This is a genomic window from Pseudomonas sp. M2 (assembly GCF_015751845.1).
Lineage (GTDB): Bacteria > Pseudomonadota > Gammaproteobacteria > Pseudomonadales > Pseudomonadaceae > Aquipseudomonas > Aquipseudomonas putida_E.
This window is the reverse complement of the sequence record NZ_JADOUD010000001.1, coordinates 3,419,161-3,444,738: the sequence shown is the minus strand read 5'-3', so window position 1 is coordinate 3,444,738 and position 25,578 is coordinate 3,419,161. Positions and strand designations below refer to the sequence as shown.

Here is a 25,578-nt window from a genome sequence, read left to right as displayed (position 1 = left end):
CCACACACCTCCCCCTGATTGGCCCGGCAACCCCGGGCAACCCTGGCAACACCGCAACAACCCGGCCCACAAGGCCAGGCAATAACTAAAAGAACAGAAAGGGAGCTTTCATCTTGAGACTATTCACGTTCACCACACTGGCGTTATCCATCGCCACCTTCGCCGCCGTGGCCCAGGCCGACACCCAAAGCCAGGACTACGTCCCGTTCAGCCTCAAAGGCACCAGCGAGCAGGATGAGGCCAAAGGGTTCATCGACGGCCAGAGCCTGTCCGGCAGCACCCGCAACTGGTACGCCCGCGAACGCGCCACCCGCGCGCCGTTGTTCAAGTACTACAAAAGCGACGGCACACGCCACGACAGCCACAGCCGCGACAACTGGCTGCAGGGCACCATCCTCAACTACAGCTCAGGCTTCACCCAGGGCACCGTGGGTTTTGCCGTGGAGGCAGCCGGCTACAACGCCATCGCTCTGGAGCAAGGCCGCGCCGCAGTCGCCGGGCCGAACAACCGTACCCTGACCCATAGCGATGGCGACCCCATCGGCCAGTGGAGCAAGATGGGCCTGGCCAACCTCAAGGCACGGGTGTCCAACACCACCCTCACCGTCGGCCGTCAGTCCGTGGACACGCCGATGATCGCTTACATCGGCAACCGCGCCCTGCCCTCCAGCTTCCAGGGCGCGTTCCTGCACAGTGCAGAGTTCGACAACCTGTCATTCGACCTGGGCACCTTCGACCGTGTCTCGCCGCGCACCGAACAGAGCCTGAGCAAGTTTCGCAGCGAGTATGGCGCAGCGGGCGTGGAAACCGACCGTGCCAGTACCGCCGGGGTCAACTACCAGCCGCTCAAGAGCCTGACCACCAGCCTGTACGCCACCAAGGTCGACGACTTCTGGAACCAGTACTACTTCGGCGCCAGCCACGTGCTGGGCGACAGCGCGGTGCTGAGCCTGACCACCGGCCTGAACTACTACAAGACCGTGGACGCAGGCAGCCAGAAGATGGGCGAGATCGACAACGACACCTACAGCCTGTCGTTCGGCCTGACCCACCAGGCCCACACCCTCAGCGCTTCGTGGCAGCAGGTCAACGGTAACGAGTACTTCGACTACCTGCACGAAACCAACGGCATTTACCTGGCCAACTCCCTGCTCTCGGACTTCAACGGCCCGAACGAGAAATCCCTGCAGATTTCCTACGTGCTGAACATGGCGCCGTATGGCGTGCCGGGCCTGAAGTTCAACCTGTACAACGCCCGCGGCTGGGGCATCGACGGCACCCATTACCGCGGTACGGCCTATGACGTGAACGGCCTGGATGGCGAAACCCACTATGAGTGGGGTATCGGCACCAGCTACGCGGTGCAGAGCGGGCCGCTGAAAGACACCAGCATCCGCGCTACCTATACCGCGCATCGCGCCAGCAAGGCACAGGCCGATGGCAGCCTGGATGAGTTCCGCGTGGTGACCACCATTCCGTTCAACATTCTCTGACCGCTTACGCCCAGGTCCGCTTCAGTGCGGGCCCGGGCGGCTACGCTGGAATCATTGCAAGCAAGGAGGACACATGACATCGCTACCGCTACGCGCTGCCCTGGCAGCGGTCATCCTCGGCGCCGCCGGCAACCTGGCGGCCAAGCCGCTGGTGGTGTGCACCGAAGCCAGCCCGGAAGGCTTCGACATCGTTCAATACACCACGGCGGTCACCGCCGATGCCTCGGCTGAGACGGTGTTCAACCGCCTGGTCGACTTCAAGCCTGGCACCACCGACATCCAGCCAGCCCTGGCCGAACGCTGGGACATCTCGGCCGATGGCCTGACCTACACCTTTCACCTGCGCCAAGGAGTGAAGTTCCACACCACCGGTTACTTCAAACCGACCCGCGATTTCAATGCCGACGACGTGCTGTGGAGCCTGCGTCGCCAGCTCGACCCTAACCACCCGTGGCACGACAAGACCAGCGTCGGCTACCCGTATTTCGAGAGCATGGCCTTCAAGGACCTGCTCAAATCGGTGGACAAGACCGACGACCACACCGTGGTCATCACCCTGACCCGCCCGCAAGCACCGTTCCTGCGTGACATGGCCATGGGCTTCACCTCGATCTACTCCGCCGAATACGGCGACCAGTTGCTCAAGGCAGGCAAGACCGGCGACCTCAACAGCAAACCGGTGGGCACTGGCGCGTTCATCTTCCAGCGCTACAACAAGGACGCCCAGGTGCGCTTCAAGGCCAACCCGGACTACTTCCGCGGCAAGCCGCCGGCCGACTCGCTGATTTTCGCCATCGCCACCGACAGCAACGTGCGCCTGCAGAAGCTGCGCGCCAATGAATGCCAGGTGGCGCTTTACCCGAAACCGGACGACGTGGCGTCGATCAAGGCTGATCCCAAGCTCAAGGTCGCCGAGATCGAGGCCCTGGTCACCGGCTATATCGCCATGAACACCGAGCACAAATACCTCAGCGATGTGCGCGTGCGCAAAGCCATCAACATGGCCTTCGACCGCCAGACCCACGTCGACCAGCTGTTCGGCAAGGGCAATGCGCTGGTGGGGGTAAACCCCTACCCGCCAACCATGATCGGCTACAACAGTGCCAACCAGAACCCACCCCGTGACCTGGCCAAGGCCCGTGAACTGCTCCAGCAGGCCGGGGTGCCGCAAGGCACGGTCATCACGCTGTTCACCCGCAATGGCGGCGGCGCGACCAACCCCAACCCACGGCTGTCGGCGGAAATGCTCCAGTCCGACCTCGCCAAAATCGGCCTGAAGCTGGACATCCGTGTGATGGAGTGGGCCGAGATGCTGCGCCGGGCGAAAAACGGTGAGGCCGACCTGGTCTCCACCGGCTGGGCCGGCGACAACGGCGACCCGGACAATTTCCTCAGCCCCCTGCTCAGCTGCGATGCGGTCAAAAGTGGTGAGAACTACGCGCGCTGGTGCAACTCGAAGTTTCAGGACCTGATCACCCGCGCCCGTGAGGTGATCGACAACGACGAGCGTGCCAGGCTCTATGCCGAGGCATTGAAGGTGTACGATGACGACCAGCCCTGGATCAGCATGGCGCACCCGAAGATGTTCACTGCCATGCGTGACAACGTGGAGGGTTATGTGATCAACCCTCTGACCAACAACAACTTCGCCACCACCCAGGTGAAGTAGAACAACAACGACCGCCGGCAACCCACACGGGCAACGGCGGCACCGCCGTACAACGGCTGATGAGGTAACCCTGACAATGTTGAGTTTTATTGCCCGGCGCCTGGGCCTGCTGATACCGACGTTTTTCGGCATCACCTTGCTGACCTTCGCGCTCATACGCCTGATCCCCGGCGACCCGGTGGAAGTGATGATGGGCGAGCGCAGGGTCGACCCCGAGATGCACGCCCAGGCCATGGAGCGCCTGGGCCTGAACAAGCCACTGCCGGTCCAGTACCTGGATTACGTGGGCAAGCTCGCGCAGGGTGACCTGGGCGAGTCGCTGCGCACCCGTGAAAGCGTATGGAGCGAGTTCCTCACCCTGTTCCCTGCAACCCTGGAACTGGCCTTTGCTGCGCTGCTGTTCGCCGGCATCGTCGGCTTATTGGCCGGCGTGATCGCTGCGCTCAAGCGTGGCTCGCTGTTCGATCACGGGGTCATGGGCATCTCCCTGGCCGGCTATTCGATGCCGATTTTCTGGTGGGGCCTGATCCTGATCATGTTCTTCTCGGTGAGCCTGGGCTGGACGCCGGTCTCCGGGCGCATCGACCTGCTGTACGACATCGAGCCGAAAACCGGCTTCATGCTCATCGATACCCTGCTCAGTGACGAAGAAGGCGCGTTCAAGGATGCGGTGATGCACCTGATCCTGCCGGCCATCGTGCTCGGCACCATCCCGTTGGCGGTAATCGCCCGCATGACCCGCTCGTCCATGCTCGAAGTGCTGCGCGAAGACTACATTCGCACTGCGCGCGCCAAAGGCCTGTCACCGGCCCGCGTGGTGTTCGTGCACGGCCTGCGCAATGCACTGATCCCGGTGCTGACCGTGTTCGGCCTGCAGGTCGGCACGCTGCTGGCCGGTGCGGTGCTGACCGAAACCATCTTCTCCTGGCCGGGCATCGGCAAATGGCTGATCGAAGCCATCGGCGCCCGTGACTACCCCGTGGTCCAGAACGGCATCCTTTTGATCGCCTGCCTGGTGATCCTGGTCAACTTCGTCGTGGACATCCTCTACGGTCTGGCCAACCCACGCATCCGTCATCAGCGCTGAGGCCTTCGCCATGACTAGCCCGATTCCGAAATCCGTGACGCCGGCCAGCCCGGTGGACCAAAGCCTGCTCTACCCCTCGCCATACAAAGAGTTCTGGCACGCCTTCTCGCGCAACAAGGGCGCGGTGATGGGCCTGGCCTTCATGTGCGTGGTGGTGTTCTGTGCGCTGTTCGCGCCGTGGGTGGCGCCGCATGACCCAAGCGAACAATACCGTGACTTCCTGCTGACCCCGCCGGTATGGCTCGAAGGCGGTACCTGGCAATTCATCCTCGGCACCGACGAACTGGGCCGTGACCTGCTCTCGCGGCTGATCCAGGGCGCCCGGCTGTCGCTGCTGATCGGCCTGTCGTCGGTGGTGATGTCGCTGATCCCGGGCATCCTGCTGGGCCTGCTGGCCGGTTTCTTCCCGCGCTTGCTCGGTCCGTCGATCATGCGCCTGATGGACGTGATGCTGGCCCTGCCGTCGCTGCTGCTGGCCGTGGCGATCGTCGCCATTCTCGGCCCAGGCCTGATCAACACAGTGATCGCCATCGCCATCGTGTCGCTACCGTCCTACGTGCGCCTGACCCGCGCTGCGGTGATGGGTGAACTGAACCGCGACTATGTGACCGCCGCGCGTCTGGCTGGCGCCGGGTTGCCACGGCTGATGTTCGTCACCGTGCTGCCCAACTGCATGGCACCGCTGATCGTGCAGGCCACCTTGAGCTTCTCCTCGGCCATCCTCGACGCCGCTGCGCTGGGCTTCCTGGGCCTGGGTGTACAACCGCCGACCCCGGAGTGGGGCACCATGCTCGCCTCGGCCCGGGACTACATCGAGCGCGCCTGGTGGGTGGTGAGCCTGCCCGGCCTGACCATCCTGCTCAGTGTGCTGGCAATCAACCTGATGGGCGACGGCTTGCGCGATGCGCTGGACCCGAAACTCAAGAACGCCGCCTGAGGAGAGCGCCATGTCACTGTTGCAGATCAACAACCTGAGCGTGCGCTTCGGCGACGCCAATGCAGTCCCAGTGGTGGACGGCCTGGACCTGGCGGTGGACGCCGGTGAAATACTGGCCATTGTCGGTGAGTCCGGCTCGGGCAAATCGGTCACCATGATGGCCCTGATGGGCTTGATCGAGGCCCCCGGGCGCATCACCGCCGATACGCTCACCTTCGACGGCACCAACATGCTCAAACTCAGCTCCCGCCAGCGGCGCAAGGTGGTGGGCAAGGACATCGCCATGGTCTTCCAGGACCCGATGACCGCGCTCAACCCCAGCTACACCGTGGGCTACCAGATCGAAGAAGTGCTGCGCCAGCACCTGGGCCTCAAAGGCAAAGCCGCGCGTCAGCGTGCCCTGGAGCTGCTGAAAAAGGTCGAGATCCCGGCTGCCGAAAGCCGCCTGGACGCCTACCCGCACCAGCTGTCCGGTGGCATGAGCCAGCGCGTGGCGATCGCCATGGCGATTGCCGGGGAGCCCAAGCTGCTGATCGCCGACGAGCCGACCACGGCGCTGGACGTGACCATCCAGGCGCAGATCATGGAACTGCTGGTCAACCTGCAGAAAGAGCGCAACATGGCGCTCATCCTGATTACCCACGACCTGGCCGTGGTCGCCGAAACCGCCAAACGCGTCTGTGTGATGTATGCCGGCCAAGCTGTGGAAGTGGGCCAGGTGCCAGAGCTGTTCGACGTGCCCGCGCACCCCTACAGCGAAGCACTGTTGGCGGCCATCCCCGAACACAGCATCGGCGCCGAACGCCTGGCCACGCTGCCGGGCATCGTCCCTGGCCGGTACGACCGCCCGGACGGCTGCCTGCTGTCGCCACGCTGCCCGTACGTGCAGGACAACTGCCGGCGCCAACGCCCGCCCCTTGATCCTCAGGCCCATAGCCTGGTGCGTTGCTTCTACCCGCTGAACCAGGAGGTGGCGTGATGAGCGTCGTTCTAACCGCACGGGAGCTGACCCGGCATTACGAAGTGTCCCGCGGGCTGTTCAAGGGCCATGCCTTGGTGCGCGCACTCAATGGCGTGTCATTCGAACTGGAAGCTGGCAAGACACTGGCCGTGGTGGGTGAGTCGGGTTGCGGCAAGTCCACGCTGGCGCGCGCACTGACGTTGATCGAAGAGCCCTCTTCCGGCTCGTTGCAGATCGACGGCACCGAGGTCAAAGGCGCCAGCAAAAGCGAGCGCAAACAGCTGCGCCGCGACGTCCAGATGGTGTTCCAGAGCCCCTATGCCTCGCTCAACCCACGGCAGAAGATCGGCGATCAGTTGGCCGAACCGCTGCTGATCAACACCTCGTTGAGCAAGGCCGAGCGGCGCGAAAAAGTGCAGAAGATGATGGAGCAGGTGGGGTTGCGGCCTGAGCATTACCAGCGCTACCCGCACATGTTCTCGGGCGGCCAGCGCCAGCGCATCGCCCTGGCCCGGGCGATGATGCTGCAACCCAAAGTGCTGGTGGCCGACGAACCGACCTCGGCGCTGGATGTGTCGATCCAGGCACAGGTGCTGAACCTGTTCATGGACCTGCAGAAGGAATTCAACACGGCCTACGTGTTCATCTCCCACAACCTGGCAGTGGTACGCCACGTGGCGGATCAGGTGCTGGTGATGTACCTGGGCCGGCCGGCGGAAATGGGGCCGAAGGAAGATATCTACGAAAAGCCGCTGCACCCGTACACCCAGGCGCTGCTTTCAGCGACACCGGCGATCCACCCGGACCCGTTGAAGCCGAAGATCCGCATCGCCGGCGAGCTGCCCAACCCGCTCGACCCGCCGGATGGGTGCGCATTTCACAAACGCTGCCCGTATGCGACGGAACGGTGTGGTGTTGAAGTGCCGGCGTTTCGCCAGGTCGGGACCAGGCAAGTCGCCTGTCACTATGCCGAGCAGTTTCTTTAGATCGGCATAGCCTCAATCGCCGGCAAGCCGGCCCCCACAGGTAGTTCACTGCTCCTGAGAACGGTGATGTACCTGTAGGAGCCGGCTTGCCGGCGATGGGCCGCACAGCGGCCCCAACCACTCAATGCATGAATATCGCGATCAGAATGATCACCGGAATCGGCACCCCAAGCATCCACAGCAGTAATGAGCGCATGATGTTTCTCCTTACTCAACGTTGAACAGTACGACGCGCGGTGTAATCAACCCCTTCCCCTTCCAGCCACATCACGCGATCACGCTGGCGACCACCGTACAGGGCTGCCAGGCTGGCGAAGAATGCCCCACACAACAGCGCAACGAAGGTCCACAGCGCGGTCCATGCCGCCACTTTGGCTGCGGTGTCGGCTGCTTTTTTTGCCTCGACCTTGGCTTGCTCGACCTGGGCGAACACCTGGTCTACGCGTGCTTCGGCTTCAGGCTGGCTGAGGCGGGTACGCTGGGCCACCAGTTGCGCCAGGTAAGCGCGGTCCTCTTCGGCGAGCGTCCCCTGCGCAATGGACCTGGCGATAATCCGTGCTGCCACGCCATTGGCGGCGTCGTCACTCACAGGCGCCGGGCCATCACTGCGGAACAGGCTGTCGACGAAATAGCCATTGGCGTCAGGCTTGGGCGCCATGCTGGCTGCGGCCCCCACGGCATTCGCGCCCGCCTGCACACCGGCACTGGCCAGCCCCCCGGCGGTACTCACGATCAGCATCGCCGCTACCAGGGTGGCGACCGCCCAGGCGAGAAAACCATGCGCCGTGTCGCGGAAGTACACCTCGTCACCGTGCAGGTTCGCCCACTTCACCCGCAGGCGCCCGGCAATATAGCCACCCAGCCCGGAAGCAAGAATCTGGGTCAGCAATAGCCAGATGATGGTCGAGATGCCCAGTGCCTTGGCGCTGGCGCCTTCATCGGCCCAAGGCGAGGTAGCGGCAAAGCCGAGCCCCGCACCTAGTACCATCAGGATCAGTGAAAGGGACGCCGCGGCAGCTGCCCCGGCGAAGATGGCCGCCCAGGACACGCCTGAGCGGCTCTGGGAATCGACATGCGGGTAGTCGGCAGAGGGAATCATGAGGTTTTCGCCTTTATTGTTGATAACAGGTCCATTGCCCTGTAATCGGTGCAGAGGCTGTGCCAGTTGTGTCAAAAAATGACATGCTGCCAAATCAATGGCTTAGCTCAAGCGTGCGTCCTAGGACCGTGCAAAACACCCGAATCGAGGCTCACCACTCAGGGTTTATGCAACGCCCGCCAAGATCCGACACACGCATCCCAGGGCCCACAGACTTGCCTGCTTCCGCCCTCCCCGGCACTATCAACCCATGACCCCGACCATCCTCGCCGACGGCCCTGAACAAACGCCAATCACCGCCGAAACCGTGCTGCGCTACCACCTGTGCTGGAAGCACCGCGACCTCGACGGGGTGATTGCGCTCTATCACCCGGACGTGCAATACCACGATTTTTTCCAGAACCGCGTGCTCGGTTACGACGCGCTGCGTGACTATGTCCGCGCTTGCCTGCCCCACCAGGCCGGCGAGGACATCGTCCATGGCGACCGTATCCGCGTTGACGGCAGCACGGCATTCATCCAGTACCAGGTCACGGTGCAGGGCGGCGAAGGCCTGGTGGCGTTTCAGTCCAGCGAAGCGATCACGGTCAAGGACGGGCTGATCTGGCGGGTCAATGAGTACGCCACCCTGGTCCGCCAGAACAGCCAGGGGCTTGCCAGCAGCGGCCCGCGCCCAGCCGTCAGCCGCCTGGGCCTTTCGCCGCGACAGCTGTCGACCATGGCCCAGGACCTGGAGCACTACTTCCAGCGCCAGCGCCCCTACCTTGACCCGGAACTGGACCTGCAACAGGTGGCCGATGCCAGTGGCTACAGCCGCAACCAGATCTCCTACCTGCTCAACCAGGTGCTGGGGCAAAGCTTCTACCGCTACGTCAACCAGGCCCGCCTGCAGCACCTGATGGCCAGCCTGGATGACGACAGGATCGGGGCGCCGATCGACGACCTGGCGTTCAGCGCGGGCTTCAACTCCCTGTCGGCATTCTACAAGTGCTTCCGCGAACACACCGGGCTTACGCCCAAGGCCTATCTGAAGCAAATTTCCCTGCGTGCACGCACGTAAGACAGCCAGCGCTGAACGCCACTAGGATCGCCCACAGACCTTGACGGATGTGGAGCCGAACCCGATGCAACCTTTGCGCACGCTCAGCCTGTGGATGGACCAGCTTGAAGAGCCACTGTGCGCCCGCCCGGCCCTGCGCGAAGACCTCGACGTCGATGTGTGCATCATCGGCGCTGGCTACACCGGGCTTTGGACCGCCTACTACCTCAAGCGCCAGGCGCCACAGCTGAACATCGCCGTGATCGAGGCCAACATTGCCGGCTTTGGCGCCTCTGGGCGCAATGGCGGCTGGCTGATGGGCAACATGCTCGGTGAAGACCGCCTGCTCGCCACCCTGTCGCCGCAACAACGCCGCGCCAGCATCGACCTGCTGCATGGCATCCCCGACGAAGTCCACCGCGTGCTGCAACGCGAAGGCATCGATTGCGACTACCGCAAAGGCGGCGTGCTGTATTGCGCCGCGCGCTACCCGGAACAGGAGCGCAGCCTGCGTGCCTACCTCGATGACCTCTACCGCCAGGGCATGACCGAGGATGACTACCGCTGGCTGCGCCCTGAGCAACTGGACGCCCAGCTTCGCGTGAGCAACGCCTACGGCGCGATCTACAGCCCGCATACCGCGACCATCCAACCGGCCAAGCTGGTGCGTGGCCTGGCCCGGGCGGTTGAAGCGCTGGGCGTGCCGATCTACGAAAACACCCCCGCCGTCGACTGGCAGCCCGGTGAAGTGCGGGCACCACTGGCGCGCATCCGCTGCCAGTGGATGGTCCCTGCTGTGGAGGGCTACGCCGCCAGCCTGCCACCGCTGGGCAAACATCAACTGCCGGTGCAGAGCCTGCTGGTGGCCACCGAGCCCCTGCCCGAATCGACCTGGGAGCAGATCGGCCTGTCACAAGGCCAGGCCTTCAGCGAGAGCAGCCGCCAGGTCACCTATGGCCAGCGCACCGCCGACAACCGCCTGGTGTTCGGCGCCCGTGGCGGCTACCGCTTCGGCGGCAGGCTGCGCGAAGACTTCACCCTGACAGAGGCCGAAGTCGACCTGCGCCGCTACCTGTTCAGCGAGCTGTTCCCACAACTCAAGCATGTGCGCATCACCCATTCGTGGGGTGGCAACTTGGGCATGGCCCGGCGCTTCCGCCCGCACATGCTGTGTGACCGCCAGCGCGGTATTGCCCTGTCCGGCGGTTATGGCGGTGAAGGTGTCGGCGCCACCAACCTCGGTGGGCGCACATTGGCCGCGCTGATCCTCAACCAGCACAACGAACTGACCGCGCAACCCTGGGTGCTCGACAACCGTCCGCTGTCGAGCCTGGCCAGCTGGCCGCCCGAGCCCTGCCGCTGGCTGGGCTACAACGCGATCATCCAGAGCTTCGTGCACGAGGACCGAACCCTCGCCAACCCCGCCACCGTGCCATGGCGGCGGCGCCTGGCCAGCTCGCTGGCGGACTTCATGGAAGGCTTCATGCACTGACTTCCCTTTCACCCACACAGGATCCAACGGTAATGAGCATCACCCAGTTCAAACACACCGAAAGCGCCGTGCTGGAAAGCTCCAACCCGGTCGCGGTGCCGCTTGGCGAACCCGTGGCAGTGACCTCGGTCACCTGCGTGGAACGCAGCGATGGCGTCGAAACCGGCATCTGGGAATGCACGCCCGGGCGCTGGCGGCGGCAGATCGCGCAGCAGGAGTTCTGCCACTTCATCAAGGGCCGCTGCACCTTCACACCCGACGGTGGCCAGCCCCTTCACATAGAAGCCGGAGACGCACTGATGCTACCGGCCAACAGCATGGGCATCTGGGATATCCAGGAAACCGTGCGCAAGACCTACGTACTGATCTTCTGATCCGCTGATCGCCTGCCTTCGAAAACAACAGACAAAGCAAGGTAAACCCGACATGCGCACCCTCCTTCTCGCTCCCCTGATGCTGGCCGCCAGCGTGGCCAACGCCGCCGACTCGGTAAAGATCTACAACTGGTCCAGCTACGTGGCCCCCGACACGTTGAAGAACTTCCAGCAGGCCACCGGCATCAACCCGACCTACGACGTGTACGACAGCAACGAGACCCTCGACGGCAAGCTGATGACCGGCAACTCAGGCTACGACGTGGTGTTCCCCTCCAACCACTTCATGGCCCGACAGATTCAGGGCAAGGCCCTGAAGAAGCTGGACAAGTCGCAGCTACCCGGCTGGAACAACCTCAACCCGGTGCTGCTCAAGGCGCTGGAGGTCAACGACCCCGGCAACCAGTACGGTTTCCCGTACCTGTGGGGCAGTACCGGCATCGGCTACAACATCGACAAGGTAAAGGCCGTGCTCGGTGACAACGCCCCGGTGGATTCGTGGGACCTGATCTTCAAGCCCGAGTACATGAGCAAGCTCAAGAGCTGTGGGGTCGCCGTGCTCGACAACGGCCCTGAACTGTTACCCATCGCCCTGCACTACCTGGGCTTGCCGCACCACAGCAAAGATCCGAAGGACTACGAAAAGGCCAAGGAACTGCTGATGAAGGTGCGCCCGTACATCAGCTACTTCCATTCATCCAAGTACACAGGTGACCTGGCCAATGGCGATATCTGCGTGGTGGTAGGGTTCTCGGGTGACGTGCTGCAGGCGAAAAACCGCGCCGATGAAGCGAAGAACGGGGTGAAGGTCGGCTATTCGATCCCCAAGGAAGGCGCACCGATGTGGTTCGACATGGTTGCCATGCCGGCCGATGCACCGGATGAGAAGGCGGGTTATGCCTACATGAATTACCTGTTGCAGCCACAGGTGATGGCCAATATCAGTAACCATGTGCAGTACGCCAACGGCAACCTCAAGGCCGACGCTCTGGTGGACCCGGCACTCAAGGGCAACACCATGATTTATCCGAGCGAAGAGATGATGGGCAAGCTGTATGCGCTGGAGGCGATGCCGGCCAAGATCGACCGCATTCGTACGCGCATCTGGACCAGTATCAAGGCGGGGAACTGAAATGGGGCCGCTTTGCGGCCCTTTCGCGACACAAGGCCGCTCCTACAGCTGTAGGAGCGGCCTTGTGTCGCGAAAAGGAGGGCATAGCCCTCCCAGGATCAGTGATGCTCGCGAGTAGCGCGGAACTTGACGTCCGGCCAGCGCTCTTCCATCAGCGACAGGTTGACCCGGGTCGGGGCCAGGTAGGTCAGGTGACCGCCACCGTCGATGGCCAGGTTTTCCATGGCCTTGACCTGGAAGTCTTCGAGCTTCTTCTTGTCGTCGCAGCTGATCCAGCGTGCCGACCACACGGTGATCGGCTCGTAGGCGCACTCGACCTTGTACTCTTCCTTCAGGCGGCTGGCGACCACGTCGAACTGCAGCACACCGACCGCACCAAGGATGATGTCGTTGCTGCGTTCTGGGAAGAACACCTGGGTCGCGCCCTCTTCGGCCAGCTGCTGCAGGCCCTGGCGCAGCTGCTTGGACTTGAGCGGGTCCTTCAGGCGCACGCGGCGGAACAGTTCCGGGGCGAAGTGCGGGATGCCGGTGAAGCCCAGCGCCTCGCCTTCGGTGAAGGTGTCGCCGATCTGGATGGTGCCATGGTTGTGCAAGCCGATGATATCGCCAGCGTAGGCTTCTTCGAGCTGCTCGCGCTCGGACGAGAAGAAGGTCAGCGCGTCACCGATGCGCAGGTCCTTGCCGGTACGCACGTGACGCATCTTCATGCCTTTCTCGTACTTGCCCGAGCAAATGCGCATGAAGGCGATACGGTCGCGGTGTTTCGGGTCCATGTTCGCCTGGATCTTGAACACGAAGCCGGTGAACTTCTCTTCAACCGGCTCCACGGTACGCTCGTGGGCTACACGGGCCAGCGGGCGCGGCGCCCAGTCGACAACGGCGTCAAGTACATGGTCGACACCGAAGTTGCCCAGTGCGGTACCGAAGAACACCGGCGTCAGCTGGCCATTGATGAACTCGTCCTGATCGAACTCATGGCAGGCGCCCTGCACCAACTCGAGCTGCTCGAGGAAGCGGTCGTACTCGTCACCCAGGTGGGCACGGGCTTCATCAGAGTCGAGTTTCTCGATGATCTTCGCCTCGGTACGCTCATGGCCGTGGCCCGGGGTGTAGACAATGATGTAGTCGCCGGCAAGGTGGTACACACCCTTGAAGTCGCGATAGCAACCGATCGGCCAGGTGATCGGCGCGGCCTTGATCTTCAGCACCGCTTCGATCTCGTCGAGCAGTTCGATCGGGTCGCGGATGTCACGGTCGAGTTTGTTGATGAAGCTGACGATGGGCGTGTCGCGCAGGCGGCAGACGTCCATCAGGGCGATGGTCCGCGGCTCTACACCTTTACCGCCGTCGAGCACCATCAACGCCGAGTCCACTGCAGTCAGCGTGCGGTAGGTATCTTCCGAGAAGTCTTCGTGGCCAGGGGTGTCGAGCAGGTTGATCATGTGCTCGCGGTACGGGAACTGCATCACCGAGGTGGTGATGGAAATACCGCGCTGCTTCTCCATTTCCATCCAGTCGGAGGTGGCGTGGCGGTCGGACTTGCGCGACTTCACGGTACCGGCGACGGCAATGGCCTTGCCCATCAGCAGGAGTTTCTCGGTGATGGTGGTCTTACCGGCGTCGGGGTGGGAAATGATTGCGAAAGTGCGGCGCTTCGCGACTTCGGCGGCCTGGTTGGTCATGGGAAATCGCCTGACTGGGGGATTCAAAAAGGGGCGATATCATACCTGAAGTTGGGCGGGGACCAAAATTTGATCCCCTTCGTTGGTAAACGATGGTCAGTCAGGCGCGTTTCGCCTGGCTTTCACAAAAACCGTCAAGCGTCACAGGAGGGCGGCCAGGTATATTCACAACGAGTTCCAGAGTGCCGCCCAAGGCCTCCACATAGCTGCGCAGGGTCGAAATCAACATGTCACTGCGCTTCTCCACCTTGGAGATGTTGCCCTGACGCATGTCCAAGCGTTCTGCCAAACCTTCTTGCGTGAGTTCAAGCTGCTTACGCAATGCCTGAAGCGTCATTTCTTCGCGAATCAATTGACGACCCAGCTGCTCCACCCTCTCCCTGCGCTCAGGGGACAATTCGTTGATGACCTCATCAAGCGTCTTGGACATCTTTCTCTCCTCTGGACAAGTGGTTTTCAAAGCGAGTGTCTGCTTGCTTGATCAACACCTGATAAAACCTGTGCTCCCTGACCCCGCACTTGTCACCTACCACCAGGATCGAGAAGGGAAATTCTGTCCATCAGCACAGGTAGACAGATAGCAGGTAAACCAACGCCTTTACGTAGGATTCACGCTGTTTTTTAGTACGAAAAAACACTCGCCCCAGTGATTAACACTGGCCAAATGCCGCTGCAGATGGGAACCTTTACGCCCTCGGAGACGTCCACTCCCCTGCAACCCGCTTCGCTTGGGGACTGGTTTCATCAGCATTTTCGGGCCCGACGGGGTTCGGCTCATGGCCTGATCGCAGCCTTCGGTTGCTTCACGCTGCTAATCGCGAACACACCACTCGCCGCCAGCCATGGCCGGCCATAAAAAGAGTGTGCTCGCCGACAACACAAGGAGTCCGCCTGTGGCTACACGCTACGGAAAAGGGCTGTTGGGATGGGCCGCCGTGCTCGTCATCCTGGCCCTGCTGGTTCACTGGATCGGCATCGACACGATCGCGCGTTACCGCGACGATCTTGGGTTTTACCTGCAAGCGCACCTGGTACTGGTGCTGGCTTCGATGGCGGCGGCGTTGGCCGTGGGCATCCCCGCCGGCATTGCGTTGAGTCGACCGCACCGGGTCGACAAAGCCGAGCGCTTCATGCAGTTCTTCAACGTTGGCAACACCATTCCCCCTCTGGCCGTTCTGGCCATCGCCCTCAGTATCCTGGGCATCGGCGCCGGGCCCGCGATCTTCGCGCTGTTCCTCGCCTCCCTCCTGCCCATCGTGCGCAACACCTACGAAGGCCTGAAAAACGTCCCCGCCTCGCTCAAGGAAGCCGCCACCGGCATCGGCATGACCCCGCGCCAGCAACTGTGGCAGGTGGAACTGCCCAATGCCGTGCCGATCATCGTCGGCGGTGTGCGCGTGGCCCTGGCGCTGAACGTGGGCACTGCGCCCCTGGCGTTCCTGATCGGTGCCAACAGCCTGGGCAGCCTGATTTTCCCCGGCATTGCCCTGAACAACCAGCCACAGCTGCTGCTTGGCGCGGCCTGCACGGCGTTGCTGGCACTGGCGCTGGATGCCGCGGTGAGTTTCTCCAGCAAGCGCTGGCTGGAACGTGGCCTGGCCCAATAAAAAGAGGGAACGTATGAAGAAGAGAATCGCCTTGCTGCTGGGCGCGGCCCTGCTGTTCGCAGGCTTTGCCCAGGCGGCGGAAAAACCCCTGGTGCGCATCGGCGCACGGGTGTTCACCGAACAGACCGTACTCGCCGAAATCACCGCCCAATACCTGCGCGCCAATGGCTTCGATGTACGCGTCACCTCCGGCCTTGGCAGCAGTCTCGCCCGCCAGGCCCAGGAGACCGGCCAGTTGGACTTGATGTGGGAGTACACCGGCGTGTCGCTGGTGTCGTACAACCACATCGAAGAGCGCATGCCCAGTGCCGAAGCCACCTACGCCAAGGTCAAGGCGCTGGATGCCAAGAAGGACCTGATCTGGCTCACCCCCACCAAGTTCAGCAACACCTACGCCCTGGGCCTGCCCAAACAGGTCGCCGAGGCCTACCCACAGATCAACACGATCAGTGACCTCAACCAAGTGCTGCGCGACGAGCGCCAGCGCAACCACCTGGTAGCCCTGGACACCGAGTTCGCCAACCGCCCGGACGGCCTGGTAGGCCTGAAGGAGATGTACGACCTGCAAGTCGGCCGAGCCAACATCAGGCAGATGGACGCCGGCCTGGTCTACACCGCCATGCACAACAACCAGGTGTTCGCCGGCCTGGTGTACACCACTGACGGCCGCCTGAGTGCGTTCAACCTCAAGCTGCTGGAAGACGACAAGCACTACTTCCCCGACTACACCGCGGCCCCAGTGGTGCGCAAGGCCGTGCTCGACGCCAACCCGCAACTGGTCGCCCTGCTCAAGCCACTGGCCGAGCAGCTCGATGACGAGACCATGCGCCAGCTCAATGCCAAAGTCGACGTCGATCACCAGAGCCCGACCGCCGTGGCCGCAGCATTCCTGCGTGAGCATCCACTCAAGGAGGTGCAGCCATGAGCCTGCTCGATACCTTCGCCCACCTCGACTGGGCCCTGGTGCTGCAACTGACCTGGCAGCACATCATGCTGGTCGGCATTGCCGTCGGCCTGGCAATCCTGGTCGGCGTGCCGCTGGGCATCCTGATGACCCGCTTCCCGGTGGTGGCCGGGCCGCTGCAAGCCAGCGCCACAGTGCTGCTGACCATCCCGTCGATTGCCCTGTTCGGCCTGCTGCTGCCGTTCTACTCCAAGTTCGGCCAGGGCCTGGGGCCATTGCCTGCGATCACTGCGGTGTTTCTTTATTCACTGCTGCCCATCCTGCGCAATACCTACCTCGCCCTGACCAACGTCGAGCCTGGCATCCGTGAAGCCGCGCGCGGTATCGGCATGACCTTCGGCCAGCGCCTGCGCATGGTCGAGCTACCCATTGCCGTCCCCGTCATCCTCGCCGGCGTGCGCACTGCCGTGGTGATGAACATTGGCGTGATGACCATCGCCGCGACCATCGGTGCCGGTGGCCTGGGCGTACTCATCCTCACCTCCATCAGCCGCAGCGACATGTCGATGCTGCTGGTCGGCGCCGTACTGGTCAGCCTGCTGGCAATCATCGCCGACCTGCTCCTGCAAACCCTGCAACGTGCCCTGACTCCAGAAGGACTGCGCTCATGATCGAACTCAAGAACCTCAGCAAAACCTTCAACGTCAACGGCAAGGACGTCAAAGCCGTCGATTCGGTCAGCCTGACCGTCAACGAAGGCGAAATCTGCGTGTTCCTCGGCCCCTCGGGCTGTGGCAAGAGCACCACGCTGAAGATGATCAACCGCCTGATCACGCCAACCTCCGGCCAAGTGTTCATCAATGGCGAAGACACCAGCGGCCTGGACGAAGTGACCTTGCGCCGCCATATCGGCTATGTGATCCAGCAGATCGGCCTGTTCCCCAACATGACCATCGAGGAGAACATCACCGTGGTCCCGCGCCTGCTCGGCTGGGACAAGCAGAAGTGCCACGACCGCGCCCGTGAGCTGATGCACATGATCAAGCTCGAGCCCAAGCAGTACCTGCAACGCTACCCGCGTGAACTGTCCGGTGGCCAGCAACAGCGCATCGGGGTGATCCGTGCGCTGGCTGCAGACGCGCCGGTGCTGTTGATGGACGAGCCGTTCGGCGCAGTCGACCCGATCAACCGCGAGATGATCCAGAACGAGTTTTTCGAAATGCAGCGGGCGCTGAACAAGACCGTGATCATGGTCAGCCACGACATTGACGAAGCGATCAAGCTGGCCGACAAGATTGCCATTTTCCGCGCCGGCAAGTTGCTGCAGCTGGACCACCCGGACACCTTGCTGGCGCACCCGGTGGATGACTTCGTAAGCAACTTCGTGGGCCAGGACAGCACCTTGAAACGCCTGTTGCTGGTGCGCGCCGAAGATGCGGCGGACAACGCCCCGTCGGTAAGCCCAGAAACGCCCGTGAGCGATGCGCTGGAGCTGCTGGACGAGCACGACCGCCGCTATGTGGTGGTCACCGATGCGCAGAACAAGGCGCTGGGGTATGTACGCCGGCGCGACATGCACCGCCAGCAAGGCACGTGCGCGGACTTCCTGCGCCAGTTCAATGCAACGGCTTCCCACGATGAGCATCTGCGCATCCTGCTGTCGCGGATGTACGAGTTCAACCGCGCCTGGTTGCCGGTGCTCGATGCCGAGCAGGTGTTCCTGGGCGAGGTGACGCAGGAGTCGATCGCGGCTTACCTGAGCTCGGGAAGATCGCGCGGGGCCAAGACCAGCATCGTCTCACCGGCTGAGGCGGTGGTTTCCTGATCAAAGGGAGCGCTTCGCGCTCCCATCGCCGGCAAGCCGGCTCCCACAGGGTTCAGCAGCGCTGCTGTCAATGTGGAAGCCGGCTTGCCGGCGATTGAGGCACTGCTGCTATCAGAACCCCACGCTGGCCTGCACATAGAAGGTCCGCGGCTCGCCCACATAAATGCCGGCATTGTTGTCGCTGGAGCGGGTGAAGTACTGCTTGTCGAAGAGGTTCTTCACCCCCGCCGCCAGCTTCAAATTGGCCATCTTCGGTCCGAACTCATAGCCACCACGCGCATGCCAGGTCACATAACCCGGAATGTCGCCATACTGCCCATCAGCGCTCGGCTCGGTGATGTAGTCGCCATTGAAGCTCCCGTCGGCATTGATCCCCGTACCCGGCGCGCGCTGCCTGGATTGGGCGTAGGCGTCCAGGTTCCAGGTCCAGTGGTTGACCGCGTAGCGCAGGCCGGCGGTAGCCACCTGGCGTGAGTAGAACGGTAGGTCGCGCCCCTTGAAGCCAGGAATCTCCCCTTCATAAGTCGCGCGGGTGTAGGTGTAGCCACCATTCACCGACAGCCCTTCCAGGCGCGGGTCCAACGCGGCCAGGTCGTAGCGTACAGACGCCTCGATACCCTGGTGCTTGGTGGCGCCCAGGTTGGTCCAGCCTACATCATTGCTGATGTATTGCAGCTCGTCGTCGAAGTCGATGTAGAAGGCCGTCAGCTCCCCGGCGAAAGCGCCGTTGTCATAGCGCGTACCCACCTCGTAGGTCTTGGCCTTTTCCGGCTCCAGGCCGTTAGCCGTGCTGTTGCCGGTACCGCCTTGGCCCAGCTGGAAGTACTGCAGGCTGCCGAACGACGTTTCGTAGTTGGCAAACACCTTCCAGGCATCGGAGATGTGATACATGACGCTCAGCGCAGGCAGCGGTTCATTGCTGGTGATGCTGCGTTTCTTCTCGGCCACCGGGCGGTTGTTGGCGCCCAGCACCGGGCGGTCGCGCCAGTCAGTGTTGATGTGCTCGAAGCGCACACCCGGGGTGATGGTCCAGTTGCCGACGTCGATCTTGTCATCGATGTAGTAGGCGCTGGCCTCGGTGCCGCCGCTGCGGTCCTGGAATACATGGCCGTCGGACGTCGGGGTAGGCGTCGGAACGTTGTCGATCAGCGCCAGGCGGGTCGACTGTTCGCGCATGGCTTCTTTGAGGTAGCGGTAACCGACACTGACTTCCTGGGTGGTGGGGCCGGCGAAGAAGATCCGCGAAACGCGCGGCTCGATGGCGAAGGTGTGGTAATTGCGCGGGTAGGACGACAGGGTCTTCATGTCACGCGAGGCGATGGTGCTGCCGCGGAAGCTGTCGGTGTAATACGTCAGCACTTCGAACTGGGTGGCCTCGTCGAGTTGGCGCTGCCATTTGAACGACACGTCCTTGCGGCGCCCGGCGAAGTAATCGTAATCACGCAGTGACTGGTACGGATTGCTGTCGTACTGGGCCTGGGTCAAACCACCGGGCATATCGGCACGGCCATCGTAGTAATGGAAGTTGAGCCAGAACTCGTCAACGTCGGTCGGTGCCCAGTGGGTCTTGAGGATGACGTCGTCGATGTCGTTGCCATTGTTGCTCTGCCGGTAGCCGTTGCCGTTCACCCCGGTGTACAGCAGCGCCACACCCATGCCGTTGTCGGCAGTGCCGCCGACGAAGGCCGACTCGGTGTGCTTCCAACCGCCGTGCTGCGAGGTCTCCAGGGTGGTGGAAAGCTCCGCCGAAGCCTGCTGCGGGATCGCCCGGGTGACGAAGTTGATCACCCCACCGACGTTCTGCGGGCCATAGCGCACCGAACCGGCACCACGCACCACATCGATGCTGTCGAGGTTGCCCGAGGAGATCGGCGCCATGGACAGCTGCGGCTGACCGTAAGGAGCGAAAGCGGCCGGGATGCCATCGATCAGCACCGTAGAGCGAGGCGACAGGCGCGACGTCAGGCCGCGTACACCTACGTTGAGCGACAGGTCGCTGCCACCTGTGCCGTTGGAGTCCTGCACTTGCACGCCCGGGATGCCACGCAGTGCGTCGCGCACGTTCATCGTGCCCTTTTCCACCATGGCCTCACGGCGCACCACGGTGCGCGCACCGGGGTGGTTCTGCACAACGGCCTGATCGGCATCACCCAGCCAGTCACCCACCACGTTGATATCGGTGGGCGCCAGTTCCAGGCTACCGCTGCCCAGGTCGAGGGTGGTCGGCAGCGGCTTTACCACCACGGTATCCTGGGACATTTCGAAGGTCAGCCCGCTGCCCTGCAGCAACTGTTGCAGGGCCTGCACCGGCGCCAGCTTGCCGGACACCGCCGGGGCCTGCTTGCCGGCCACAAGCTCAGGGTTGTAGAACAGCTGCAGGTGGGTTTGCTGGCCCAATTGGCTGAGCGCCGAAGCCAAAGGTTGAGCCTGGATCTGGATGGCGGTGTCGGCCTGTTCGGCATGGCTGTTGACGGCCACGGCACTGACCGCCAGGGCCAGCGCCATAACGCGCAAGCGTGGCAAAGGTTTGTTGTTGTTCACGTCGTCAAGACATCCTGAAGTTCGGGATAAACGCCAACTGCATGCAAATGGAAATGCTTGGCAGTTGCAGCTGGCGAGGAAGACGAACGAGCCGAAAAAAACCTGAATCTATTTCGCGATTATTTCGCGAGAGCCGTCTTCACGGGTTTTGATCGCCACCGGCAGGATGCTCGGCAAGGCGCGCAGCAGTGCATCGGTATCATCGATGCTGAAGGTGCTGGACAGGCGCATCTGCGCCACCTTGCCGGGGGCAACGCGCAATGGCTCGGTGCGATAGCGCGAGGCTTCGGCCACCACTTCAGCCAAGGTGGCGTTGTCGAAGACCAGTTTGCCCTGGCGCCACGCCGTCAGCGCCGCGGCGTCGACCGCATAGGGCGAAGCAAGCTTGCCTTGTGCATCTATATGTATGCCCAGGCCCGCCGTCAGTTGCGCCAGCGAAGCATCCTTGCCCTGCACGCGTACCGAGCCCTGCTCCACTGCAACACGGGTGGCGCCAGGGTCCAACCGCACATCGAAGCGGGTACCGGTGACGGTCACACGGCCCTGTGCGGTATCGACCACGAACGGCCGGTTGCTGTCGTGGGCGACAATGAACATCGCTTCGCCGGCATCAAGCCGAATTTGCCGTCGCCCCGGGCTGTAGTCGACCTGCAATTGCGTAGCGCCGTTGAGTTCCAGCTGTGATCCGTCCGGCAGTAATACCTGACGGCGCTCGGCAAAGGCGGTCTGCAATTGCGCCTGGTGATTCAGGCGCTGGTACTGCCAGCCACTGAAGCCCAGCCCCAGGGCAACTACCGCCACGCCGGCTGCCAGTGCCTGGCGCAGGAAACGCCGCCGAGGCAACTGCTGCACTGGCTCAGGTTGGCACAGCGCATCGAGGCGCTGGCGCGGTATGAAGTCGGCGGCCCGCCACAGGCTGACGAGATGCTCATACTCCTCGCTGTGGTGCGGATCAGCCTCCAGCCAGGCATGCAGCTGTGCCAGCAGCACGGCATCGCCCGGTGCATCCTGCACGCGTGCGAACCACTCGGCCGCCTGCTGGCGGACGGTCTCGGTACCGTGCTGTTTCATGGACAAGGTCTCCTGACTCATCTTGCCGACACATCCAGGTGCTCACGCAAATGCCGGAGCGTGCGGATCATATACTTTTCGACCATGTTCTTGGTCAAACCCATGCGCTCGGCGATCTCGGCCTGGGTCAGCCCCTCGAGCTTCTGCCAGATGAACACCCGTCGGCAATTGAGCGGCAGCTCGGCCAGCGCCCGCTCGACGCTGGCGGCCAGTTCCAGGGCATGGACATACGCCTCGGGGTCGCCCGTGCCGCCGGCCCCTTCATCGAAGGCTTCAAGCTCGAGCGCCTGGCGCCGGTCTTCGCGGCGAAAACCGTCCACCGCAATGTTGCGGGCGGTCTGGTGAAGGTAGGCGCGTGGCTGCTCGACCTGCTCGCGCGGGTTTTCCAGAACCCGCATGAAGGCGTCATGGGTGAGGTCCTCGGCCTGCTGCCGACTGCGCAGCTTGCGCGTCCAGGTGCCGATCAGCTCTTGGTAATGGTCGAGGAAGCCTTTGTGTCCGGACACGGTCGGGGTCGTCAGCAAGGGGGCAGATAATGGCGCGAATAGTAATATTTCTCATAAAGCACAGCAAATCCGCCAGTCGGTAACAAAAAATTTATGAGTGATTTCACGCACTGCACTGCCCATGAACGTGGCCATAAATATGAACACCTTCGCCTTTCTCGCGGGTAAGGGCGCCGCTATAGAAACCGCACTATCCCTGTGGGGGCGGGCTTGCCCGTAACGGGCCCGAAACGGTCTATTCCACAATTTTTTACGCCTGCCAACGCGCGGGGAACATCTACCGGTCACACGAGTCGGTTATTCAAGTGGCAACGCGTCGATCTTGGGTCGACACGCCCGGATTACCTGTTGATCTTGCGTTCTTCACGCCCTAAAGTGCGCGCCGAACGTCCATGCTGGAAACGATCCATCCGGCTCAAGTACTGAGTAGGCGAACCAAAGTGGGGATACGGAGGACGTTCAGTTTGCAGCCACTTATCTTTTCAGTTTGCCCATGGAGTCCCTGAGCATGTCGATCCAGGTCGAAGACTATTTCGCGCGTGACACCTTCCAGAAAATGAAGGCGTTCGCCGACAAGCAGGAAACCCCGTTCGTACTCATCGATACCCAGATGATCAGCCAGGCCTACGACGACCTGCGCGCCGGTTTCGAGTTCGCCAAGGTCTACTACGCGGTCAAGGCCAACCCGGCGGTCGAGATCATCGACCTGCTCAAAGAGAAAGGTTCGAGCTTCGACATCGCCTCGATCTACGAACTGGACAAGGTGATGGACCGTGGCGTCAGCGCCGACCGTATCAGCTACGGCAACACCATCAAGAAGTCCAAGGACATCCGTTACTTCTTTGAAAAAGGTGTGCGCCTGTACGCCACCGACTCGGAAGCCGACCTGCGCAACATCGCCAAGGCCGCGCCGGGCTCCAAGGTCTACGTACGCATCCTCACCGAAGGCTCCACCACCGCCGACTGGCCACTGTCGCGCAAGTTCGGCTGCCAGACCGACATGGCCATGGACCTGCTGATCCTGGCCCGCGATCTGGGCCTGGTGCCATACGGCATTTCCTTCCACGTGGGTTCGCAACAGCGCGACATCAGCGTGTGGGACGCCGCCATCGCCAAGGTCAAGGTGATCTTCGAGCGCCTGAAGGAAGAAGACGGCATCGAGCTGAAGCTGATCAACATGGGTGGCGGCTTCCCGGCCAACTACATCACCCGCACCAACAGCCTGGAAACCTACGCTGAAGAGATCATCCGCTTCCTCAAGGAAGACTTCGGTGACGACCTGCCGGAAATCATCCTCGAGCCAGGCCGTTCGCTGATCGCCAACGCCGGTATCCTGGTCAGCGAAGTAGTGCTGGTTGCGCGCAAGTCGCGCACCGCCGTCGAGCGCTGGGTGTACACCGACGTGGGCAAATTCTCCGGCCTGATCGAAACCATGGACGAGTCCATCAAGTTCCCGATCTGGACCGAAAAGAAAGGCGAGATGGAAGAAGTGGTCATCGCCGGCCCGACCTGCGACAGCGCCGACATCATGTACGAGCACTACAAGTACGGCCTGCCGCTGAACCTGGCGATCGGTGACCGCCTCTACTGGCTGTCGACCGGTGCCTACACCACCAGCTACAGCGCGGTGGAATTCAACGGTTTCCCGCCGCTGAAGGCCTACTACCTGTAATGCAGAACGGGGCCGAAAGGCCCCGTTTTCATTCAGGTTGACCCCATCACGCTTCGCGCTGTTCTATCTCTGCGGCATACCGCGCCGCAAAGGCCATCAACCCTGGCCCCGCCCCCTGCAAGGTCGCCAAAGCACTGCGCAGAAAATTCATGTTCCCCTCAACCCGCGCGTGCTCCAGCCACTGCCCTGCCTCGGCCATCTGCCCACGCTCTACCAGCACCAGCGCCAGGCTGAACATCCCACGAAAATCCCCCGCTTCGGCGGCACGCCTGTACCAGCGCACTGCCCGCGCCGGGCTGGGCGCCGTAGCGATACCCTGCTCCAGGTAACGCCCATACAGGTTCATCGACTTGGCATGCCCCAGCCGCGCAGCCTTCTCGTAGCACATCAATGCCTGCGCCTGATTGGCCGGTACCCCACGCCCGGTAGCCAGCAGGTTGCCCAGGTTATACAGGCCCCAATCCAACCCGGCATCGGCTGCGCGGGCATAGTGAACCGCAGCCTGCGCCACATTCACCTCGCCGCCCCAACCATGCTCCAGGCAACGCCCGAGCATGTTGTGCGCCATGGCGCTGCCACCCTGGGCAGCAATGCCGAACCAGCGCCGGGCCACTTCGGCATCCGCTTCGATGCCGCGGCCGTCGAGCAGGATCTGCCCGAGCAGCACCTGAGCTTCGATCACGCCCTGCCCTGCCGCCGCGAGAATCGCCTGGGCGGCCTTGCCCGGACTGTCTTCGAGCATGGCCTTGAGGCCAGCGACATCCAGCACTTCTTCACGGCGCAACTGATAGGACACGGCTCAGACCTCTGCCCAGCGGCGCAGCAGGTTATGGTAGGTGCCGGTCAATTGCAGCAACGAGGGGTGCTCGGGCACATCGGCGGTGAGTTGCTGGATGGCATTGTCCATCTCGAACAGCAACGCCCGCTGGCTGTCCTCCCGTACCAGGCTCTGGGTCCAGAAGAACGCCGCATAACGCACGCCGCGCGTCACCGGGTTGACCTTGTGCAGGCTGGTGCCCGGGTACAGCACCAGGTCACCGGCAGCCAGCTTGACCTGCTGCTCGCCATAAGTGTCCTGGATCACCAGTTCGCCGCCGTCATAGCTGTCCGGGTCGCTCAGGAAAAGCGTCGAGGACAGGTCGGTGCGCACCCGCTCCGGGCTGCCTTTTGGCTGGCGCAAGGCATTGTCGATGTGGAAGCCGAAGTTGCCACCCTCGCGGTAGCAGTTGATCAGTGGCGGGAAGACCTTGTGCGGCAGGGCCGCCGACATGAACCGTGGGGTTTTCCACAGGCGGTCGATCAGCGCGCTGCCGATTTCCTTCGCCAGCGCGTGGCCTTCTGGCAGCTGCAAGTTGTGCTTGGCCTTGGCCGACTGATAGCCGGCCGTGACCTTGCCATCGGCCCAATCGGCCTGCTCCAGGGCCTCGCGAATGCGGGCAAGCTCATTGGCGTCGAACAGGCCGGGGATATGAAGCAGCATGGCGGCGGCACCGTTAAGGAG

General features: G+C 62.7%; 23 protein-coding genes. 15 read left to right on the top strand and 8 right to left on the bottom strand.

What is annotated here, in order from left to right; translation table 11 throughout:
• Nucleotides 1-113: 113 nt before the first annotated feature.
• From IWW33_RS15945 to IWW33_RS15920, 6 genes are all read left to right on the top strand, one after another.
• On the top strand, nt 114-1,493 hold the full coding sequence (locus IWW33_RS15945; RefSeq protein ID WP_174141559.1) for an OprD family porin: 1,380 nt from the start codon (nt 114-116) through the stop codon (nt 1,491-1,493).
• A gap of 73 nt (nt 1,494-1,566) precedes the next feature.
• Nucleotides 1,567-3,162 (top strand): ABC transporter substrate-binding protein, encoded by a 1,596-nt coding sequence (locus IWW33_RS15940; protein ID WP_012316107.1) that lies wholly within the window; start codon nt 1,567-1,569, stop codon nt 3,160-3,162.
• 76 nt (nt 3,163-3,238) lie between these two features.
• Nucleotides 3,239-4,249: an ABC transporter permease subunit gene (locus IWW33_RS15935; protein ID WP_012316108.1), complete on the top strand. Its 1,011-nt coding sequence runs from the start codon at nt 3,239-3,241 to the stop codon at nt 4,247-4,249.
• 10 nt (nt 4,250-4,259) lie between these two features.
• A complete protein-coding gene (locus IWW33_RS15930) occupies nt 4,260-5,186 on the top strand; it encodes an ABC transporter permease subunit (protein WP_115273935.1) in 927 nt (308 codons plus the stop codon).
• Nucleotides 5,187-5,196: 10 nt separating this feature from the next.
• Nucleotides 5,197-6,165 carry an ABC transporter ATP-binding protein gene (locus IWW33_RS15925; protein WP_046784463.1) on the top strand — a complete coding sequence of 323 codons (969 nt, stop codon included), beginning with the start codon at nt 5,197-5,199 and terminating at the stop codon, nt 6,163-6,165.
• Nucleotides 6,165-7,133, top strand: coding sequence for a peptide ABC transporter ATP-binding protein (locus tag IWW33_RS15920; protein ID WP_046784464.1), 969 nt, complete (start codon nt 6,165-6,167; stop codon nt 7,131-7,133). The genes IWW33_RS15925 and IWW33_RS15920 overlap by 1 nt, the downstream gene beginning before the upstream one ends.
• A 211-nt stretch (nt 7,134-7,344) precedes the next feature.
• Here IWW33_RS15920 and IWW33_RS15915 read toward each other — a convergent pair whose 3' ends face one another.
• Entirely contained in the window at nt 7,345-8,232 is an 888-nt protein-coding gene (locus IWW33_RS15915) for a hypothetical protein (RefSeq protein ID WP_115273933.1), read from the bottom strand.
• Between the two features lie 250 nt (nt 8,233-8,482).
• Here IWW33_RS15915 and IWW33_RS15910 point away from each other — a divergent pair, with 250 nt between their 5' ends.
• The 4 genes from IWW33_RS15910 to IWW33_RS15895 all read left to right on the top strand — a co-directional run bounded on the left by IWW33_RS15910 (nt 8,483) and on the right by IWW33_RS15895 (nt 12,269).
• Entirely contained in the window at nt 8,483-9,292 is an 810-nt protein-coding gene (locus tag IWW33_RS15910; protein WP_115273932.1) for a nuclear transport factor 2 family protein, read from the top strand.
• A 64-nt stretch (nt 9,293-9,356) separates the two neighbouring features.
• Nucleotides 9,357-10,763: an FAD-dependent oxidoreductase gene (locus IWW33_RS15905; RefSeq protein WP_115273931.1), complete on the top strand. Its 1,407-nt coding sequence runs from the start codon at nt 9,357-9,359 to the stop codon at nt 10,761-10,763.
• Between the two features lie 32 nt (nt 10,764-10,795).
• Complete coding sequence (locus IWW33_RS15900) at nt 10,796-11,137, top strand: cupin domain-containing protein (protein WP_039604408.1); 342 nt, start codon at nt 10,796-10,798, stop codon at nt 11,135-11,137.
• Between the two features lie 52 nt (nt 11,138-11,189).
• A complete protein-coding gene (locus tag IWW33_RS15895; RefSeq protein ID WP_046784466.1) occupies nt 11,190-12,269 on the top strand; it encodes a polyamine ABC transporter substrate-binding protein in 1,080 nt (359 codons plus the stop codon).
• Between the two features lie 98 nt (nt 12,270-12,367).
• Here the strand turns inward: IWW33_RS15895 and IWW33_RS15890 are convergent, their stop codons facing one another.
• Together IWW33_RS15890 and IWW33_RS15885 are read right to left on the bottom strand one after the other, a co-directional pair.
• Nucleotides 12,368-13,951: a peptide chain release factor 3 gene (locus IWW33_RS15890; RefSeq protein WP_012316117.1), complete on the bottom strand. Its 1,584-nt coding sequence runs from the start codon at nt 13,949-13,951 to the stop codon at nt 12,368-12,370.
• Nucleotides 13,952-14,051: 100 nt separating this feature from the next.
• On the bottom strand, nt 14,052-14,381 hold the full coding sequence (locus IWW33_RS15885) for an XRE family transcriptional regulator (RefSeq protein ID WP_115273929.1): 330 nt from the start codon (nt 14,379-14,381) through the stop codon (nt 14,052-14,054).
• 463 nt (nt 14,382-14,844) lie between these two features.
• Between IWW33_RS15885 and IWW33_RS15880 the strand changes: the two genes are divergently transcribed.
• The 4 genes from IWW33_RS15880 to IWW33_RS15865 are packed head-to-tail and all read left to right on the top strand — an operon-like array spanning nt 14,845 to nt 18,287.
• Nucleotides 14,845-15,558, top strand: a complete 714-nt coding sequence (locus IWW33_RS15880) for an ABC transporter permease (RefSeq protein WP_012316118.1) — start codon at nt 14,845-14,847, stop codon at nt 15,556-15,558.
• Nucleotides 15,559-15,571: 13 nt separating this feature from the next.
• Nucleotides 15,572-16,483, top strand: coding sequence for a glycine betaine ABC transporter substrate-binding protein (locus IWW33_RS15875; RefSeq protein ID WP_115273928.1), 912 nt, complete (start codon nt 15,572-15,574; stop codon nt 16,481-16,483).
• Nucleotides 16,480-17,133 carry an ABC transporter permease gene (locus IWW33_RS15870; RefSeq protein WP_012316120.1) on the top strand — a complete coding sequence of 218 codons (654 nt, stop codon included), beginning with the start codon at nt 16,480-16,482 and terminating at the stop codon, nt 17,131-17,133. The genes IWW33_RS15875 and IWW33_RS15870 overlap by 4 nt, the downstream gene beginning before the upstream one ends.
• Nucleotides 17,130-18,287: an ABC transporter ATP-binding protein gene (locus tag IWW33_RS15865; protein ID WP_012316121.1), complete on the top strand. Its 1,158-nt coding sequence runs from the start codon at nt 17,130-17,132 to the stop codon at nt 18,285-18,287. The genes IWW33_RS15870 and IWW33_RS15865 overlap by 4 nt, the downstream gene beginning before the upstream one ends.
• Before the next feature lie 111 nt (nt 18,288-18,398).
• Here IWW33_RS15865 and IWW33_RS15860 read toward each other — a convergent pair whose 3' ends face one another.
• The 3 genes from IWW33_RS15860 to IWW33_RS15850 all read right to left on the bottom strand — a co-directional run bounded on the left by IWW33_RS15860 (nt 18,399) and on the right by IWW33_RS15850 (nt 22,405).
• Nucleotides 18,399-20,828: a TonB-dependent receptor gene (locus IWW33_RS15860; RefSeq protein WP_174141560.1), complete on the bottom strand. Its 2,430-nt coding sequence runs from the start codon at nt 20,826-20,828 to the stop codon at nt 18,399-18,401.
• Between the two features lie 108 nt (nt 20,829-20,936).
• Nucleotides 20,937-21,899, bottom strand: coding sequence for a FecR family protein (locus IWW33_RS15855; protein WP_174141561.1), 963 nt, complete (start codon nt 21,897-21,899; stop codon nt 20,937-20,939).
• Nucleotides 21,900-21,916: 17 nt separating this feature from the next.
• Nucleotides 21,917-22,405 (bottom strand): sigma-70 family RNA polymerase sigma factor, encoded by a 489-nt coding sequence (locus IWW33_RS15850; protein ID WP_174141562.1) that lies wholly within the window; start codon nt 22,403-22,405, stop codon nt 21,917-21,919.
• Between the two features lie 508 nt (nt 22,406-22,913).
• Here IWW33_RS15850 and IWW33_RS15845 point away from each other — a divergent pair.
• Complete coding sequence (locus IWW33_RS15845; protein WP_046784472.1) at nt 22,914-24,077, top strand: type III PLP-dependent enzyme; 1,164 nt, start codon at nt 22,914-22,916, stop codon at nt 24,075-24,077.
• Nucleotides 24,078-24,123: 46 nt separating this feature from the next.
• Here the strand turns inward: IWW33_RS15845 and IWW33_RS15840 are convergent, their stop codons facing one another.
• Both IWW33_RS15840 and IWW33_RS15835 read right to left on the bottom strand, forming a co-directional pair.
• The gene (locus IWW33_RS15840) at nt 24,124-24,873 is read right to left on the bottom strand and encodes a tetratricopeptide repeat protein (RefSeq protein ID WP_174141563.1); all 750 of its coding nucleotides are present in this window, start codon (nt 24,871-24,873) and stop codon (nt 24,124-24,126) included.
• Between the two features lie 3 nt (nt 24,874-24,876).
• The gene (locus tag IWW33_RS15835) at nt 24,877-25,557 is read right to left on the bottom strand and encodes a Fe2+-dependent dioxygenase (RefSeq protein ID WP_039602751.1); all 681 of its coding nucleotides are present in this window, start codon (nt 25,555-25,557) and stop codon (nt 24,877-24,879) included.
• Nucleotides 25,558-25,578 lie beyond the last annotated feature (21 nt).